12 protein-coding genes and 1 pseudogene are annotated in these 17,743 nt (G+C 54.3%); 3 read left to right on the top strand and 10 right to left on the bottom strand.

The window, feature by feature from the left end; genetic code table 11:
- Positions 1-4 precede the first annotated feature (4 nt).
- Together pyrG and QP977_RS08060 are read right to left on the bottom strand one after the other, a co-directional pair.
- Positions 5-1,636, bottom strand: a complete 1,632-nt coding sequence (gene pyrG, locus QP977_RS08065; protein WP_284847240.1) for a CTP synthase — start codon at positions 1,634-1,636, stop codon at positions 5-7.
- A 73-nt stretch (positions 1,637-1,709) separates the two neighbouring features.
- Positions 1,710-1,919, bottom strand: coding sequence for a DUF4177 domain-containing protein (locus tag QP977_RS08060; RefSeq protein WP_038625583.1), 210 nt, complete (start codon positions 1,917-1,919; stop codon positions 1,710-1,712).
- A gap of 94 nt (positions 1,920-2,013) precedes the next feature.
- Here QP977_RS08060 and QP977_RS08055 point away from each other — a divergent pair, with 94 nt between their 5' ends.
- Together QP977_RS08055 and QP977_RS08050 are read left to right on the top strand one after the other, a co-directional pair.
- A complete protein-coding gene (locus QP977_RS08055) occupies positions 2,014-2,532 on the top strand; it encodes a type 1 glutamine amidotransferase domain-containing protein (protein ID WP_070567026.1) in 519 nt (172 codons plus the stop codon).
- Between the two features lie 43 nt (positions 2,533-2,575).
- Positions 2,576-3,319: an LURP-one-related/scramblase family protein gene (locus tag QP977_RS08050; protein WP_284847239.1), complete on the top strand. Its 744-nt coding sequence runs from the start codon at positions 2,576-2,578 to the stop codon at positions 3,317-3,319.
- A gap of 74 nt (positions 3,320-3,393) precedes the next feature.
- Here QP977_RS08050 and QP977_RS08045 read toward each other — a convergent pair whose 3' ends face one another.
- On the bottom strand, positions 3,394-4,509 hold the full coding sequence (locus tag QP977_RS08045; RefSeq protein WP_258225272.1) for an esterase/lipase family protein: 1,116 nt from the start codon (positions 4,507-4,509) through the stop codon (positions 3,394-3,396).
- 429 nt (positions 4,510-4,938) lie between these two features.
- On the opposite strand from QP977_RS08045, the gene QP977_RS08040 reads away from it, so the two are divergent.
- A complete protein-coding gene (locus QP977_RS08040; RefSeq protein WP_049189974.1) occupies positions 4,939-5,304 on the top strand; it encodes a PH domain-containing protein in 366 nt (121 codons plus the stop codon).
- 84 nt (positions 5,305-5,388) lie between these two features.
- Here the strand turns inward: QP977_RS08040 and QP977_RS08035 are convergent, their stop codons facing one another.
- The 7 genes and pseudogenes from QP977_RS08035 to QP977_RS08010 all read right to left on the bottom strand — a co-directional run bounded on the left by QP977_RS08035 (position 5,389) and on the right by QP977_RS08010 (position 17,352).
- On the bottom strand, positions 5,389-7,173 hold the full coding sequence (locus QP977_RS08035) for a GmrSD restriction endonuclease domain-containing protein (protein ID WP_049189949.1): 1,785 nt from the start codon (positions 7,171-7,173) through the stop codon (positions 5,389-5,391).
- Between the two features lie 186 nt (positions 7,174-7,359).
- Entirely contained in the window at positions 7,360-8,415 is a 1,056-nt protein-coding gene (locus QP977_RS08030) for a ParA family protein (protein ID WP_088611560.1), read from the bottom strand.
- 101 nt (positions 8,416-8,516) lie between these two features.
- On the bottom strand, positions 8,517-9,194 hold the full coding sequence (locus tag QP977_RS08025) for a restriction endonuclease (protein ID WP_240593359.1): 678 nt from the start codon (positions 9,192-9,194) through the stop codon (positions 8,517-8,519).
- 42 nt (positions 9,195-9,236) lie between these two features.
- Positions 9,237-9,392 (bottom strand): annotated as a pseudogene (locus QP977_RS11005) (winged helix-turn-helix domain-containing protein); the annotation flags it as partial.
- Between the two features lie 933 nt (positions 9,393-10,325).
- Complete coding sequence (locus QP977_RS08020) at positions 10,326-13,493, bottom strand: type I restriction endonuclease subunit R, EcoR124 family (RefSeq protein ID WP_284847238.1); 3,168 nt, start codon at positions 13,491-13,493, stop codon at positions 10,326-10,328.
- A 12-nt stretch (positions 13,494-13,505) separates the two neighbouring features.
- On the bottom strand, positions 13,506-14,762 hold the full coding sequence (locus QP977_RS08015; RefSeq protein ID WP_151457923.1) for a restriction endonuclease subunit S domain-containing protein: 1,257 nt from the start codon (positions 14,760-14,762) through the stop codon (positions 13,506-13,508).
- Positions 14,755-17,352, bottom strand: a complete 2,598-nt coding sequence (locus tag QP977_RS08010) for a type I restriction-modification system subunit M (RefSeq protein ID WP_284847237.1) — start codon at positions 17,350-17,352, stop codon at positions 14,755-14,757. The genes QP977_RS08015 and QP977_RS08010 overlap by 8 nt, the downstream gene beginning before the upstream one ends.
- Positions 17,353-17,743 lie beyond the last annotated feature (391 nt).

Below are 17,743 nucleotides of genomic sequence, written 5' to 3'. Positions count from 1 at the left end.
TAAGCTAAGCGCGCTTGAGGGCTGCGGCGATGAGGCCGTCGAAAAGCGGATGGGCGCTGGTGGGGCGTGACTTCAGCTCCGGGTGCGCCTGCGTGGCCACGAGGTATGGGTGCACGTCCGTGGGGTATTCGACGAATTCGACGAGTTTGGCGTCCGGCGAGGTGCCCGAGATGACCAGGCCTGCCTCTTCGAGCTGCGCGCGGTAGGCGTTGTTGACCTCGTAGCGGTGGCGATGGCGCTCAGTGACATCGGTGGTGCCGTAGAGGCCGGCGACGACGGAATCTTCGGCAAGCTTCGCCGGGTAGGACCCCAGGCGCATGGATCCGCCCAGGTCAGCCTCACCGGAGACCGCCTGCAGCTGTTCCTCCATCGTGGCGATGACCGGCTCGGCCGCATTCTCGTCAAACTCGGTGGAAGAAGCGCCTTCAACGCCTGCCGTGCGCGCCGCCTCAATGACGACGCACTGCATGCCCAGACAGATTCCCAGCAGCGGCGTGCCGGTTTCCTTGGCGTAGCGGATGGTCGCGATCTTGCCTTCAATGCCGCGCCCGCCGAAGCCACCGGGGATGACAATCGCGTCAACGCCGGCCATGTTCTTCTTCAGCCCCTCCGGGGTTTCGCAGTCATCGGACGCGACCCAGCGGATATTCGCCTTCACGCGGTGGGCGAAACCTGCGGCACGCACAGCTTCCGCGACGGACAGGTAGGCGTCCGGCAGGTCGATGTACTTGCCGACGAGCGCCACCGTGACCTCGCCCTTCGGGTTGTGGACGCGTTCGAGCAGGTCTCCCCACACGGCCCAATCCATGTCGCGGAACGGCAGGTTCAGGCGGCGGATGATGAAGGTGTCCAGGTGCTCTTCATAGAGGACCTTCGGGATGTCGTAGATGCTCGGAGCATCCGGGCAGGACACCACGCCCTCGCGGTCGATGTCGCACATCAGCGCAATCTTGTTTTTGAGGGAGTCGGGGACGTCGCGGTCGCATCGCAAAACGACGGCATCGGGAACCAGGCCAATCGAGCGAAGTTCGGCCACCGAGTGCTGGGTAGGCTTGGTCTTCAGTTCCTTGGAGGGGCCGAGGTACGGAACCAGTGACACGTGCAGGTAGAAGACGTTCTCGCGGCCGACGTCGTGACGCACTTGCCGTGCGGCTTCCAGGAAGGGCTGCGATTCAATATCGCCGACGGTGCCGCCGATCTCGGTGATGACCACGTCGGGCTTTTCGCCGTTTGCGTCGGCATTGCCCATAGCGACGATGCGGGATTTGATCTCGTCGGTGATGTGCGGGATGACCTGCACGGTCTGGCCGAGGAATTCGCCGCGGCGCTCCTTGGCGATGACTGAGGAATAGACCTTGCCGGTGGTGACGTTACCGCCGGCGGAGAGGTTGCGATCGAGGAAGCGCTCGTAGTGACCGAGGTCCAGGTCAGTTTCTGCGCCATCTTCAGTGACGAAGACCTCGCCGTGCTGGAAGGGGTTCATGGTGCCCGGATCCACGTTGAGGTAGGGATCGAGCTTTTGCATAGTCACTTTGAGACCACGCGAGGTGAGCAGGCGGCCGAGCGAAGCCGCAGTTAAGCCTTTGCCGAGGGAGGAGGCTACGCCTCCCGTAACGATGATGTATTTCGTAACCACGGGACTTCAGAATATCGCTTGCGCGGGTGTGAACGCAAGCGACTTTTCATAATGGCGGAGATTAATTACGCAACTAGGTAAGACTCTCGAAGATCATGGTCGCCTGGATACGGTCACCACCCATCAGCCCCTTACTGCCAGAAGAAGCAGTAGTAATCGTGTGCAGCCGAAACCCTTGCGACGCCTTGTCGTTAATTACTCGCTCCAACTCAGTCAGATTAGCCGAGCCGGTACCGATGAACTTCTCCTTCAGAACCACCTGAAGAACTTCATAATGAGGCATCTTTCGCCCTCCATCAAGATAATTTTTCAATATTGCATGCAAAACAATACTCGGGCGGATGCATAAACGCGATCACGTCGTTACCCTCGGGGCTATGACTGATTTAACGAATAAGACCATTGCAGTTTTGGCCACTGACGGATTCGAGGACTCCGAGCTGACTAGCCCGACTGAGGCCGTGAAGGATGCCGGTGCGACCGTGCACGTTATCTCCACGGAGGAAGGCTCCATTGAGGGCAAGAATGGCACGAAGGTGGAGGTCGATAAGCTGACCAGCAGCGTTTCTGCTGATGATTACGATGCTCTGATTCTGCCGGGCGGCACCGTGAATGCTGACCAGATTCGCATCGATAAGGATGCCGTGGCCCTGGTGAAGGGATTCGCCGCAGCTGACAAGCCAATCGGCGTGATTTGCCACGGCGGTTGGATTCTCACCGACGCGGATGCACTGAAGGGCCGCACGATTACTTCCTACATCAGCGTCAAGACCGATCTGGTGAACGCTGGCGCCAACTGGGTCGATGAGGAAGTTGTCGTTGACGGCAACCTGATCTCCTCCCGCACCCCGGCTGATCTTGAGGCTTTCAACAAGGCGCTCGTAGAGAACTTCTAACCCACTCGCCTGCCTCAAGACTCATCAAAGGAGGGCTGTTGCCATGACTTCGTATTGGGATAACCCAAAGTCACTGTGGGATCAGATTCCACAAAATGATGAGGAAGATGCTTCCGAGCAGCAGTCCTCCGCGGCTGAGCAGCCTTCCGCACCTGAACAGCTTCCGCCACAGCAAGGACGTTATCGGGGATTGCTCTCGCACAACAGCATCGTTATCCAGCAGATTCGAAATTTCATGGCGGATGATTTCGACATCCTGGACACCGAGGGCAATTGCGTCGGCAAGATTGAAACTACTGGCGGCACGCTGAGCCGCATTTTTATGGGCTCTCGTCGTCTGACAGTGTCCGAACCAGACGGCACTCCGGTGTTCGTTATTACCGATCCGACCGATTTCGCCCTTGACAGCTACGAGGTCTACTACCCCGACCCGCAGGCAACAGGCCCTGAGGGCAAGCAGCAGGTCAGAGCAGACTCATCGCGCCTATTGGCAACTATTCAACAAAAGTTTGCGTTCTTTAAGCGGCGACTGGAGATTTCTATCCCCGGTTTTGCCAATTGCGAGGTCGACGGCGACGTTTGGCATTACGACGCAACCTTCAAGATTAATGACATCGAAGTTGCACAGATGTCACGCAAGTGGTCGGGTTTCGCAAATATGCTAACCGGCAATGAGCGCTATGTACTGCAGCTCAAGGATGATTTACCACCACAATTGCGCGCTGCCATTATTGGTGCCGCCATTGCCCTGGATTTGATGGCGAAAAAGGCGCGTTCCGACAGCTAGTAACTGCTGCCGACAACGCGCCCTAACCCTTGTCCGGCTCTGACTACCGGTTACTATCGCGCTCGCGACTATCGCTACCGCGATCCCGCAGCCTGCGCGATGCGTCCGTCGATTTGCGTGATGCCATCAGAAACTGCATTGACGTGTTCTGCGCGAACATCAGCGTTGTCATTGATGCCGCCTTCCACAACGGCGGTTACCGGTACACATGGAACCTCAACGTTGCGCCCCAGCGCATTAGCTACCAGCGCAATTGCCCGTGGCGAGAAAGTTAGTCCGATGTGGCCCGACAGGTCCGCAGAGCACCCATCCTGCAGCAGAATGTTGTTGGACGTTGGTGCCTGCCACTGGCTTGCAGCCATTGGAGTGACGGCTTCATCAACCTGGGTAGAAATTGCAACATAGTTGACACCCGGCTGCTCCAAGCCGCCCTCATTCATCTTGGCCATGAACTCGCTATGCTGCAGCAGATCCACCAGGCTCGGGCTGACAATGTACCCAGCAGCCTTATTGCCAGCATTGTCGAACTGGTCGAGCTGCTCCAAACCATAGGAGATACCGAGCAGCGATGTGCCGTGCAGGACGCCCGCCAGGGACACTACCGTGCCTATACCCCGGCCCTGCTCCTGCTTGGCGTAAGCGGCAGCCAAGGTGCCACCAGCAGAGTGACCAACAATATCGACGGCGGTAGCACCAGTTTCAGCCTTGAGGGTGTCAATCTTTGCAGTCAGCTCAGCCAAAGCGGTGTCGAGCGGGGTCATGTTGCGCATGGTTGGAATAGAGCCCAGCACCGAAAACTCGTCAGGACCTAGCTTGCCGACGTTAAATGCGTACAGACACTTACCCATTGCCTTTAGCTCCGGTGCCATGCGCGCATAGGTCTGGTACGAGTTCGAGTTCATCCCGTGAATCATGACCACCGGATTCTCTCCAGGAGCAGGAACACAGTGCACATTTGTGCCCTCTGGACTGATGTTTTCCGTCATCCCCTGATTGACCATGACGGTGGGGAAATCATTTGCCTTTGGGCCCCACTCGCCCATTTCGGTCCAGGACAGGACCTGATCATTACCAGTTGCCGAAGCCGGTGCGGCAGCCGCGATAGGAGCCGCTGCCATAGCGACACCAGCTGCGGCTACCAGTGCTGTGGCCGACCGTGCCAGCTTCGAAAATGCTCGATGAGTGCCCATGATTACTCCTTGCGTAGAACAGTGAATAGCAAAACGCTTCCAATAAGAACTACGGCATGGGCAAGAGCCAAAAATTACAGGCTATGAATCGTTATCGTACTCTGATAGGCGACCAACCAAAGCCCCTAAACAGGGTTAATAAAATGTGAACTAAATATAACTATAATACTATCCCCCCCCCCAGTTCTGCAGGCTTTTAAAATGATGTCGGCCATCGGGTGAAACAGAAGCGCGCACCCGCCCCATTCCTGTGCACGCTGCACTGACAGCGGCTGCAAATATCTCGATACTTGCAGGCGCAAGCACCTGCTCAAGCACCAATTCAGGAGTTAGCCCAGGTACACCCGATAAAAATATTTTTCATTAACTAACGAATTAATCGTAAAATTATGCAGCCGAAAATTACTTTTACTTCCCTTGGAGGATCCCGTGGAAGCTGCAGAAATCACTAGTTGGACTTTTGTCGAAGAGACCCCAATTCCTAAGGACGCACAGGAGCTGATGGTTCAAGGCGAACAGCCCTACGTGGCATTCAAGACATTCCGAGACTCTGCAATCTTCACCAATAAGCGTTTAATCGTACGAGATGCGCAGGGATTGACCGGCAAAAAGGTGGAGATGTATTCGCTTCCGTACAGCTCCATCAACATGTGGTCCACAGAAAACGCAGGCACTCTGGATTTCAACGCTGAAATCGAGCTGTGGACTCGTGCGGGCAAAATCAAAATTAAAATTGGCCGCGGCCTCGATGTCCGTGCAATTGACCGGCTAATCGGTAACTGCGTGCTTGCGTAACAGCCGTCAGCTGATTATTCCGCGATTCCCACGAGATTCTTTGGACCTTTTTCAATCTGTGGGAGTCATACTCCACAAGTAAATCTACAAATCCCTGTAGTATTCGCGAAGCTTCACTGCCATCAAAGAGCGACGCTTCTGCAGGAACTCGTGGTAGTTCTCAACAGTTGTGTCAACCAGCGACTGCGGAATGGCGTTGATTTCGAAGTTACGGTCAAGATCCTCACGCGACGTAATCTCACCGAGCGTCGACTCACCGGACTCAATTTGGGAGAACACCTCGCCCAAATATTCAGAGGGCATACGGTTGCCGATTCGAATATTTACCGCAGTCTCTGCGAACGCGTAGTTGGCTACCTGGTTGTAGTCGCGCTTATCGTTGACCCCACTTTTGCGAAGATAGTCTTTCGGAACTAGGTGATGAATATCGCCTTGGACTTCAATCATCGAGCTTACTAGCGCGTGCTTACTTAAGAACGCCGTTGCCTGCGCCTTAACCTGCGAAGCCATAAAGGCGCGGAATTGCGGATTACTCACGCTCGACGAATCGAAACGCTGAGGCAGTGTTACCGTCCAGAAGCTCTCTCCCAGCTCGCCTTCTTCAAGCTCCTTCAACGCTGCGACCGGCCCGACTCGGTCAATTGCACGCAAATCTCGTTCAAAAGTCGACTCAAAACTACCTGACGCTCTACTGGTCAACTGCGTCATTACAAACCATCGCCTAACGACGCTACTAACCTCCGGATCCGGCCGGCCGTCCGCACGCATGATGAGGAACAGCGCGTACGCAAAGTTGACCGCGTTGCTTGAGGTAATCATGTTTTTCTTGATAAAGCCTGTCGATCGCAGAATTACCAAGAACTTCTTGAACTCATACTTGTTAACGACGCGGAGTAGCGCTTGTTCGAACTTGTTGTACGCTTCCGGAATTCGCTCAGGGTAAAACTTTCTGGTTTCAGGATCGAGGCCGCTGAGTTCACGAACAACGAATGAAACCCGACCACGCCGAAACGCGACCATCGACGCGACACGAATAAGGTCTACATACGACGGATCGTAGAGATCCTCGGTGTCATCTTTAAGCCACTCAATCTCCCGCCAGTATTGAGTCTGCACAAACTCTTCATCATTACGGAGCTCGCCGTAATCATGCGGACTTACTGCTAGATGTGCGAAGTAGTCAATGAGCTTCCGCAGGTTGCGCCCTTGATCTCCGTAGGAACTAATCTTGCTCATGACGAAGTCGGCGCTAGACAGTGCTACGCCCTTGGAGTTGATGCGCACAAAAATTTCGGCAACAGTCTCGATATCGAGCTCATCGCTCAGTGCAATGATTCCAATTGGGGCTTTCTTGATTCCCATCAGCTTTTCCAGCGCAGTCGCAACTACTTCGCCGTCGGCTTCAGGGTTCTTCGCCATGTACTCGTTCATCGGCCGATAAACATTGTTCGACCGCAGGAACTCCGAGATGTCGTAGATCCACTCCGGTTGCTTCTTCAGCACTGGTGTTGCAGTCGCAAATTCCTCAGTTTGCGGATTGAAGCAGATAACAATCCGCTTGGTCTTAAAGTCCTTGCCCATCACCGGCTGCCCGGCAACGGCAGCACGCAAAGCAGTAATGCGCTGTTGACCATCAATCAGAATCTGCTGATAACCGGCATGGCCGCCGCCTTTAACCGGTACCTGTTGACTTTGCCAAGTAATGAGGAACCCCACCGGGAACCCGCGATACAGCGAGTCCATCAAATCGCGAACTTTTGTACTGTTCCATACAAATGGTCGCTGCATTTCGGGGATAGCGATAGTGTCGCTCTCAATCCATCCAAGCAGCGTTTCGACTGTGTGCTGGTTCACGGCGTACATGCTCATGCCGATAATTGTTCCACAGTTACACGAATTCTCTTGGCGTTTAGGGAACACATTCCTTGCATTTGAGCACTACTCACTTCTGGAAATACTTTCCACGCCAGGATTGCTCGCACGTACGAAAACGGCCTCACCTACACGCCAACGCTAAGCGTCAAAGACATGCTAGGGAACCAAGACCAACAGCACCTAACTCTCCAACCGCTCCAGAACCAGTGCAGCGACTTCATCAATTTTCTGTGCATAGCCAGTACGCTGGTTCAGCTGAGTTCCCCGCACGCCATCAGTTGCTTGCAGGTCTGCAATTGGTGAATGACTATCCTGAGCTGTCGCCGGCATCGAGTACATGTGCGGCACATGCCCAATCAGGTACTGGTCGCACGAATGCCCGAGGCTATCGCCGATTCGCTTTGCTTCGTCGTCGAACTTGCCGCGGAATCGTTCAAACGCTCCGACAAGCTGTTCTTTACCATTCGAGCGCCGCTTCACGTATTCCAGCGTTGTGTAGCCAAGGTACTGAAGCCCACGTCCATCATGCCCGAGCAGCCGAAGCTTTCGAGTTTTCTTCGAAATATCCGGTGAGTAGTTCCTCCACTGGGCAAGGTTGCCCTCAGAAATTTCGCTGTATTCAGTGACCCAGTCGTTAAACCACTTGGCGAGGTTTCCAAAGGCGTGGAAGCTGAACAGGTCGGTTGACGTAGGAGTAACGAAGGCGTCGCAGCCCAAAAGCACGGTTCGATTAAAAGGGCCTAACGACGGTCCCACATCGTAGAAGATGTAGTCGTATCGATCTTCATCCTCCATAGCCACAGCCAACTGCCCGGCCCAGTGGATTCGACGAAAGTCACCGGTCTTCTTGGCGAGCGATGACTGCCAGGCGTCACTCATGACATCTTCAATGTTGGAAAGAGCCGGGTGCCCTGGCAAGACATCGACTCCAAACCGCTCCGAGCGCACTGGCCGGATATCGGGCTCGATATCGGTCTCGCCTTCTCGCAATGGAATGAACAGCGAGTAGACCGTATTAGCCAACGAATCTCGCTCGGCCTGTTCGTCATTCTTGCTGCTCAGGTAAATCTCCTCATGCTGCTCTTCAGTCAGCATGAGCTGTGTGGCGTTACACTGCGGATCACAATCCACGTAGAGCACTCGTTTACCCTGACGAGCGAAATAATGGGCGACATTGGTGGATAGAGTGGTCTTCCCCACCCCACCCTTGTTGTTGAAGAAACTGAGTGTCCGCATCGGGCTTCCTATTTACGTAAAAACAGTCTCCCGATTGTATAAGACCTGAAGCCCACTCAAGTAACCCCGCAACGACAGGTCACACCCGGCTGTGAGACGTCCTACTCATCCTCTTCGAAAAAGTCGTCATCCAGTTCGTAAAGGGTAATCTCATGTGCTTTTTGGACCGCCACACCATGGTCAAGCATGAGCGCGGAAAGTTTCACGCCATCAATCAGAACGATTGTTCCGTGCCGATAGTTAGCTGCAGCTTCTACTGCCCCGTTGGTAAAGCGGGAAGTTGTGATGAATACACCTTTATTCGCACCGCGAGAATCTAGCGCACCAATGAAGTTTCTTATTTCTCCATTCCCAACGGAACTTGAGTCAGCATAGCGCTTGGCCTGCACATAAACTTTGCCAAGCCCAAGGGCATCTTCACGAATCACTCCGTCGACGCCTCCATCATTCGACCGTCCCAGATGCTGCTTCTGTCCGTGGACACCGCCGTATCCCATTGCCCACAACAGTTCGATGACAGCGCGTTCAAAGAACTTTGGGGTCGAGTCCTGCAGGCGCTGCCGCAGATCGGTGGAAACCTTCGCGTTCCAGTCAGCTTGCGCATCTTCCACCATCTCTAATGGAGATTTCGTCGGACTAGCCGAAGCCTCTTCCCATTCAGCTAGAGCCCCTTCGTTACGCACGCCCGAGGATGCCGGCAAATCAGCTGCTGCATGGCCAGAGCTCTTACGCTCCCGAATCTCATCTTGGTACTGCCGCCACTTGGACCACTCCAGCATGTCCTTTTCGGTGTACTCCGCAAGGTTCCTTGCATCTACTTGGCGCCCATCATCCGAAATCAGGTATCGCCCGCGCTTGGGCCGGATTACCAGACCAGACTGTGCAAACGACGAGCAGGCCCAAGCAATCCGATTTCTATATCTTGGCTGTCCGGACGGAATAGTTTCCGCCAAAACCTCAGGAGAAAAGCCCCAGATGTTTGACTACATCGTCGCCTATCTCCGTGAGCCGTCGTTCTCGCCCATCTGATAGCACACGCAGTACTACTGGACGGAACTGATCTGTAGTCGGAATGCTGTCTTGTGCCATAGAAGAATTATAGATGCCTAATACTGGCTCGAGATGCATATATCGTTTTTGACTCTGATCTGAAATCTCCTAAGCGAAACACGACTCTCTAGTTTCCAGCACTCAACCCATCAATAATCCGCACAGTCTCCATAGGGTCCCGTACCACGCGCCCCATGAAGTCCACGATGGAACGCGGGTTCCCACCTCGTCAATCCAATCGTTCAGATCGTTAACGATGCCGGATGCTTTGTCCTTCTTGACCTGGTAACTGTCAAGGATGAGCCGGATTGGTCTGTAGATTCTCAGCCTCAAATCGTTCAAGTGCACTCGCGGCAACGATGAACTAGCCCCTATCGATGAGTTTCTTCGTAACTTGAGCCGCCAATTACTAAGCATTGGCTTCGGAGCGGCTACTCCACTCTGCGCATAAGTTATGGAGCACTCTCGCAAGTGTGCTGAACTGGTAGGTCACGCTCCCCCATATACACAGCGCGAGGGCGACCATGACGTTAATCATGGCTTTGTCACCACCGCGTGATGTGTCTAATTCGGGTTCTAAAACTTTCACATTGATGCCACACCCAGCGAGGCCACCGATAGTATTAACTGTCTCAGCCAGGCCTTAGCCCAGCCTTTCTGAGTGCGTAACAACGAGCGAATCACCGGAGCGAAGTATGCTAACGCGTCCTCTACCCCTGACTGTTGCCGCTTCATGTCCTAGGTTGTGTCAGTGTAGTTGCAGTTCGCATTGTATCCAGCGCCGATAAGCGCCTCACGTTGGGGAGCGAGTGATTGCCCCTATTTGATGTGGAGACATCGGCGTATCCGATAGAAATCGGTTATATCTCCACTGTTTCTGCCGCAGCTTCTTCGAGGTCTGCAGGGAGATCGTGGCGCAGCACGTATCCCCGCAAGAGCTTGTCAGTGGCCATGCGAATCTTAAAGCGTGGGAGCTTCTTACCTGTCTGTTGATGGAAGTACTGGGCTGCAGCGTCCAGGTCAACAGAGCCAATGACATCATCGAAACGACCATACTCATTGATATGAACCTCATCCACGTGTGCGGCGAGGATTGTACGAAGAAGCACAGGATCAACGCCGATAGCGCGGACAAGTTGCGCGATCTCACGTTCTTGCTGTGTGAGTTTGTAGTCGTTGATGTAATCCTGCACTGTCTTGCCTGAAACAAGGACTGCATCGCCTGATTGGATGTCATGAAGCCAGCGGTTTGCAAAGACCTGGTCGTCAGCGCTCAAGCGTGCGAAGCCAGCGTGCAAATCTGACAGCAGCTCATCAAGTTCAGGCTGTGGTACCCCGGTCTCGATGGCACGCAGGTACTTCGAATACTTCGCGTCGAGGTAGTCGGCGTCAATTCGTGCAGTGTCGATGTGGGTGATGTGAACGTTGATGTCATATGGTGGAAGTTCATCGCCATCTCCCCCGCCTGGTGTCGGCTCTGGTTCGCCGTCGGAACGGTCAAGTTCCTTGTAACGCGATAGCAGCGCGATGTACACCGGCTCAGTCAATTCCACCGAAATGTCGGTATCAGCAAACGGGTAGCAGGATTTCTCCCAGGTAAAACCCTGGATCTGGGCTGCTTGGAGGTGCTCGTATAGTTCGGGCAACACTTTCGCGAACTCAAGGCGATCAGCTTCATCGTCTGGCAACCGAGAGAAGTCCTCGATACCAGCAAAGAGTCGCTTGATGATCGTGAAACACTGATTGATCTGCATGAGGTGTTCGTCAAGGTGATCGACGAACAGCCCAAAGGGCTTATCACCGGAGTACAACTTCACTGCAGCGTCGATATTGCGCCGCATCGTGTACGGCTTGCGGTAGTAGCGGATAGAGCCGAAGGGTTTTTCCGGGCCGAAGACACGGTTGGTACGCGAGAATGCCTGGATGATGTTCTCGTAAGCGATGATTTTGTCGAGATACAGCGTGTTCAGCCACTTCGAGTCAAAACCCGTGAGCATCTGATCGACGACAATGAGCAGGTCAATCTGCTTGTCATGCGTAAATGCCGGCGTGTTGTACGGCGCCTTACGTGCCAGACGTGCAGCGATGTCGCGCTTAAAGGCGTCGTGTGTGGTCATGGTGAAGTGCTGGCCGTATTTGGCGTTGTAATGCTCAAGCACCTCGAGAAGGCCGTCTTCTTTTCTCAGTTGTGCTTCCCCAGTGTTGTCGATATTCGGATCGAACAACGCCGTGACATTCAAATGCGGGTAAGTATCACGGAAGATGCGGAAGTACTCGATTGCCTCAGGAATCGAGTGCGTGGCCAAGATTGCATGAAAAGCACTGTTTCGGCTCAGGTGGCCCCAATGCTCAGCGATATCTCGTGCTACGGCAGCACGGTGTTTTGGCTGGGCGTACTGCGACATCGGCAGGTAGTCCTCAATGCCCTTGTCATAGGAGCCGTCCTCGTGGCGCACACCTGCCATCGGGATCTGCGCCTTGTCCATGTACTTCAGGAAGGTCTTTTTCTTCTTCGGGTCGCTATAAGCCTCTTGTTCATCGGCGGCCTTCGCTTGTTCCAGAGCAATGGTTTTACGCACATCATGTGCTCGATAGGTCTCGACCATCTCAGGGTCGAAGCCCAGTACATTGGCGTCACGGATACCATCAGCGATGGAGTACCGGTGCAGTTCATCACCGAAGATGGTGGCCGTGGTGGAACGCACTTTCTTGTTCTCGTCATGGATAGGTGTGCCCGTAAAACCAAACAGCAACGCATCCGGCAGCGTGGTCTTGATATTCAGCAGCATGTCTCCGAAGGTGGAACGATGTGCCTCATCAATGATGAAGACAATGCGCTTGTCACGCAGTTTTTTTAGTACCGTCTCACGCAGCGTGTCAGCCTGCAAGTGATGGAATTTCTGCAGCGAGGTCACAATCAGCACTGAGGTGTCGTTTGTGAGCAGGCGGAGCAGCTCGTCAGCACTCGCGGTGTCTGCAACGTCGATGGTATCCCCGCCATAGCTGCGGTAGTTCGCCAGCGACTGCGTGCTCAGCTCCACACGGTCAAGCAGGAACACAACCTTGTCGGCGTTCTTGGAATCAGCGATTAGCTGCGCGGTTTTGAAGCTGGTAATGGTCTTGCCAGAGCCGGTGGTGTGCCAGATGTAGCCCCCCTTATTGTCGCTGCCCCACTCGTGGCTTTCCACCCGGTCGGCGATGCGGTGAGCAGCGAAGTACTGGTAGGAACGCATGACCATGAGCACGCCGGCTGCGCGGTCTGTCACCGTGTAGAAGCCGATGAGCTGATGCGCCATCGGGATCGACAGCAGCGAAGTAACCACCGTCGGCCAGTCATTGATCGGCTCGTTGTTGAAATCAGCCCAGTGGAAGAAGAAGTCAGGGTTGAACTTGCCCCCGGGGCCGGGGTTAGCGAAGTACTGCGTCCCTGTAGGCGTCATCGCCACAAAGATCTGTACCAGTGAGAACAGGCCAGTAAAGACGCCCTCGTGGGCGTATTTAATAATCTGGTTCGTTGCCTGCGAGACAGGCACGCCAGAGCGCTTGAGTTCCAGGTGGATGACCGGCATGCCGTTGATCAAGAGCATGAGGTCGCCTCTGCGTTCCGGCATGAGCTTATGCGCGGCAGTGGGGAACTTCGGCTGCCGTGCGATCTGATAACAGGACTGCCCGCCTGCGATCTCACGACGGTCGTAGATCTTGAGCGAGACCTCTTTGCCCAGGTTGTGTGCCTCAGGAGCATCGCGGGTAATAGCCACACTGCGGCCGTTGATGAACTCATTGAGACGCAACGGTGTGCGTAGCTCCGTGATCTGCTCGATGATCTGGTCCATCTCAGAGGACGTCAGCGGCACATCACCGAGTCGGTCCTGGTCACGGTTGTTGTTGTAAAGAATCTGCGCCCAGTTGTCGATGAGCTGGCGCTCAGTAGGACGGTCAAGTACCTCATCCCAACCGTGGCGGCGAAGCATGGCGACAACATCGTCCTCGAAGCGATTCTCGTCTGTGTACGTCAGTGGTGTAGTCATGGTGAGCGCTCCTTAAACGAACATGCGCTGTAGCAGCGCCGTCTTGGCTTGAGCCAGTTGCGTGATGTAGCGCTGTGCAGCTGCGATAAGCGCATCGAGGTTGGTAAACACCTCACCGATAGCACGCTGTTCTTCGAGGGTGGGCGGGATGAGGGTGGGTTCGTTAGACAGCTGGGTCGAATCTAAATTACCAATGGCACCATTGCCCCCTGCTACATTAACGTTCAAAAAGCTCCTAAACCAGGGACTTTGAAGCAGTGCAGCAGTGAACTCTGGAGTTTTAGAAGAACATTTGAGCATGAACCCACCAGGTGTACCGGGGACAGGCAGTTCCCGGACAAGTCCGCTCTTCCCTACCAAGCGAACAGACCCATTCGAAGCGGTGATGATAATGTCGCCCTTGGCGAGGAGCGGGATGTTTACAGCACTCGCCCTGACCCACACATCATCGGGGTTAGTCACTACAATGTGATCCTTAATGTTTGAAGACCTATAAACACGAATGCCCTGGTAAGGATCGACGAGATCACGAGGGGAGTAGGTTAGCCCTCGGGACAAGACCGCTAATTGCCCGAACGTACAACTATTCCACCCACCGCTGAACCCACCTAACCGCAGCTCCGGTTCATTGGCACCGTCTGGCGGGAACATGCGCTGCAGGAGCGCAGCCTTCGTCTGTTGCAGGTTCGCGTGCTTGGCGCGGTGCTGCTCGATCAGCGCGTCGAGATCAGCGAAGAGTTCACCAATGGCTTGCTGTTCTTTGAGAGACGGGGCTAGAGATACGGGGACCCCCATGAAAGTATCAGCTGAAATATTCAGCAGACCATGGTTACGGGCACCTTCTGCGGACTGCATCTCAACGTAACGATGCCATTTTGAGGTTTCAAAGAATGATAAAACGAAATCACTATCCACATCGCGCGCAGATAGAAGCCGAAAAACAACATAGAGAGATGAGAGAACGCCCTTGTCATAGCCGTCCAGTCGTTTGACAGCACCGACCGGGTACCCCTCGGAGTAACTCTTGTTATACGCAAATTCACCGTTGTGAATGAGTAGATAGTTTGTCAGATTGCTACTTGCAACACGATTGTTAAAATAAGTGATTTGATTGACAAGTCCGTGAAGTGCCGAGATGGTTAGGGGAAGCGTGCTTGCGAGTTTCGTGTTTTTAGTTTGAACACGATCAGCGATAGCGCCCAAAGGCTGCTCATCCCACTCACCACTGAACCCAGCGAACCGCAGCGCTGGTGTGTTGTTCTTAGTCACGCTGACCACCGCCCAGCATCTGCTTCAGGGCTGCGACAGCCTGCATATCCGCATCCGAGCCAGTCAGCTGGTCTAGCGATGCAAGCAGGCTGTGCTCAGTGGTAGCGATCTGCGTATCCAACTCAGTTAGCGGCGTGGCGTACTTATCCTGCAAGCGCTGCACCTGGTCAACGAGTTCACGCAGCGCAAGCGTCGGCAGCAGCGCGAGTTGCACCATAAGCGCTGCTACCCACTTGGTCGAGAGCACTTCGACGATCTGATCGTCAGTGAGGTTCTCAACAGTCTCGTGCGTCTTGGTCTCTAGCTCTTCGTTGGCCTTCTTGAGCTGCGCCTTCACCTTAGTCAGGCGGTCGATCAACTGCTTTGCCTCAATCTGGATAGCCTCGATGCTACCCTCAGGCCACTGCTGCCCCCTTGGAAGGGCTGGAAGCGCCTTGACTGCCTTGTTGAGTTCACCCTTCAAGAAACCAGTTTCCTTGGCGTTGAGCACATCAGCCAGATCAGTCTTGTCTTCTTCGCTCAGGCCCTCGATAAGGGCTGTCAGCTCAGAATCAACGCTGTCGCGCTCAGCGGTGAGATCATCTACCTGGTCACGGAGTTCAGGCAAGTACAGATCCCGGATAATCTCGAAAGTCGCGACGCGGCCTTCCCAGCCAGTTTGGACTTCTTCCTTCTTCTTGTTCTTCGTCTTCCACTCCATGACAGGGTCAATGACACGCATTGCATCCCAGCCCTCGGTCTGCAGGATCGTTAGATCATTGGCAATGACAAGCCACTTCTCATGTAACAGCTGGTAGCCCTGGTACTCGTTGACCAGGGGCACCGGGGCCAGACGCGCAAACAGATCAGCCTTGATCCCATCCTCTGCAGTGTTGACTGGAACAGCCATCGCGTTGTCAATGAGATCTGTTTCCAAGGACTCAGCAAAACCATCGAGTGACTCGTTCAATGTGTCTGCCAGCGCTCCGGCAGCACTGTGCTCTAAGACCATTTCTCGAATGTCGTCAGTGCGGCAGGTCGCGTACCCGTTTGCGTCTTCATCGAACAGCGCTTCACGCAGGCCCGGCAGCACGTCCCAGTACTCCGCCAGAGCGTCGATCTCGCTGACAGGTATGCCGCCGTTGACGGTGGCGAAGAAGTCCACGGATTCTGGCGGCGGCGTTGCAGAGACGTAGCGCGGGATATTCAGGTTGTAGTCGTTAGCGCGGATTTCATCGCGAGACACAACACGAGCGAAGTGCTCTACGTCGCGGCGTGTATGGACAGCATCAACGATTCGCTCGATGTCACGTGCGCGCAGGAGGTTGTTCTTGCCGTCTTTAATAAAGCCCTGGGATGCGTCGATGAACAGCACGTCGTCGTGGCTGCGCTGCTTCTTGAGCACCATGATGATGGTCGGAATGCCAGTGCCATAGAAGATGGAACTTGGCAGACCAATGATGGTGTCGATGTTATTGGCTTCGATAAGGCGGGTGCGGATCGTCTCTTCTGCCCCACCACGGAAAAGCACACCGTGTGGCAGGACAATGGTCATAATACCGTCCGGCTTAATGTGGAACAGCTCATGGAGCAAGAAGGCGAAGTCTGCCTTGTTCTGCGGTGCCAGACCATACTGCGTAAAGCGTGGATCGGTGTCCATGCCCTCTGCATCCCACTTCTGCGAATACGGAGGGTTCGACACAACCGCATCTACAAACAGCGGATCGTAGGTGTTCTCCGGGTCAGACTCGTCGAACATCGGCCAGTCATGTTTCAGGCTATCACCATTGCGAGCGACAATGTTGTCGGCCTTGACCCCGCGCATGACCAAGTTCATGCGCGTGAGGTTGAAGGTGTTTTCCTTGATCTCTTGGGCGTAGTACTTAATCGCATCTGGATCACCCATATGACGAGCGACAGCCTGGCCGATATTCAACAGCAGCGAACCAGAACCAGAGGTCGGGTCGTAGATGGTCAGGGTCTCACGGTCTTGAGTGTGTGCTGCGACGATGCGACTCATCACCTCAGAGACTTCGTGCGGAGTATAGAACTCTCCCGCCTTCTTGCCGGCGTTCGCCGCGAACTTCGAGATTAAGTACTCGTAGATAAACCCAAGCACGTCGTAGCCCTGAGCGCCGTCAGTCGGGATGTCGTTAATAAGGTCCAGTAGGTCCTTAATCGCCTTAGTCTGCGATGTGGCGTTGCTACCCAGCTTCGACAGGCCTGTTTCCAGTGTTCGGAAGATGTCTTTGAACACGTGGGCACGGCTCGGGAGGAGGAGACGGTCAAATGCTGCAAGCGCATCACGGACATCAGCGACGTTGAAGTCACTGCCTACAGCACGCCACGTCGAGTGGAGATTGTCGTACGAGATGAAGTAGCCCAGACGGTGCTGCACGAACTCGACAGTCTCGGAATCGTCCTCAACAAGAATTTCGGCCAACTCTTCAGATGCAACCTCATTGGAGTACATAAGTTGCTCGACCTGATCAGAGAGGAACTTATAGAAGATGAAGCCGAGCATATAGTCCTTGTACTCTTGCGCTTCGATTTTTGAGCGCATAGTGTTCGCAGATTCCCAGATGCGCGAGGCTAATTGACTTTTATCCATGATGAAGTACTTGTTACCTGTCAGTATTAAACCAGTCGAATCAGTATACCTACGATTGACGTGTCGTTACATGCGTATATCAACAGGCTAATCATGATCAGAATCGACCTACGTAAAGCCAGGCGGAACATAATCCGCTCATTAGCGATAGCCTGCAGGCAACAACTGACTGCTAGCTCCAAGTAGTTTTCACGCGATGCGGGACACAATCCTTCGCGCCAAGCTTTCTTGGCAAAAAGCGAATATCCACCAGCAGCCTCATAAGTCAACCTTTCCTTCTACGGTAGCTCCGCTCCACAACTCGGCAAAGCCCGGCCTGCCAGTTGGCTCTGCAGCCAAATAATTAGCGCCTTCAAACCCCAGACGGGCTTTTACAATCCGAAGTTTAACC

The organism is Corynebacterium sp. MSK012 (assembly GCF_030232435.1).
Lineage (GTDB): Bacteria > Actinomycetota > Actinomycetes > Mycobacteriales > Mycobacteriaceae > Corynebacterium > Corynebacterium jeikeium_D.
The sequence above is the reverse complement of the archived record's forward strand: the minus strand, read 5'-3'. Positions and strand labels throughout refer to the sequence as shown.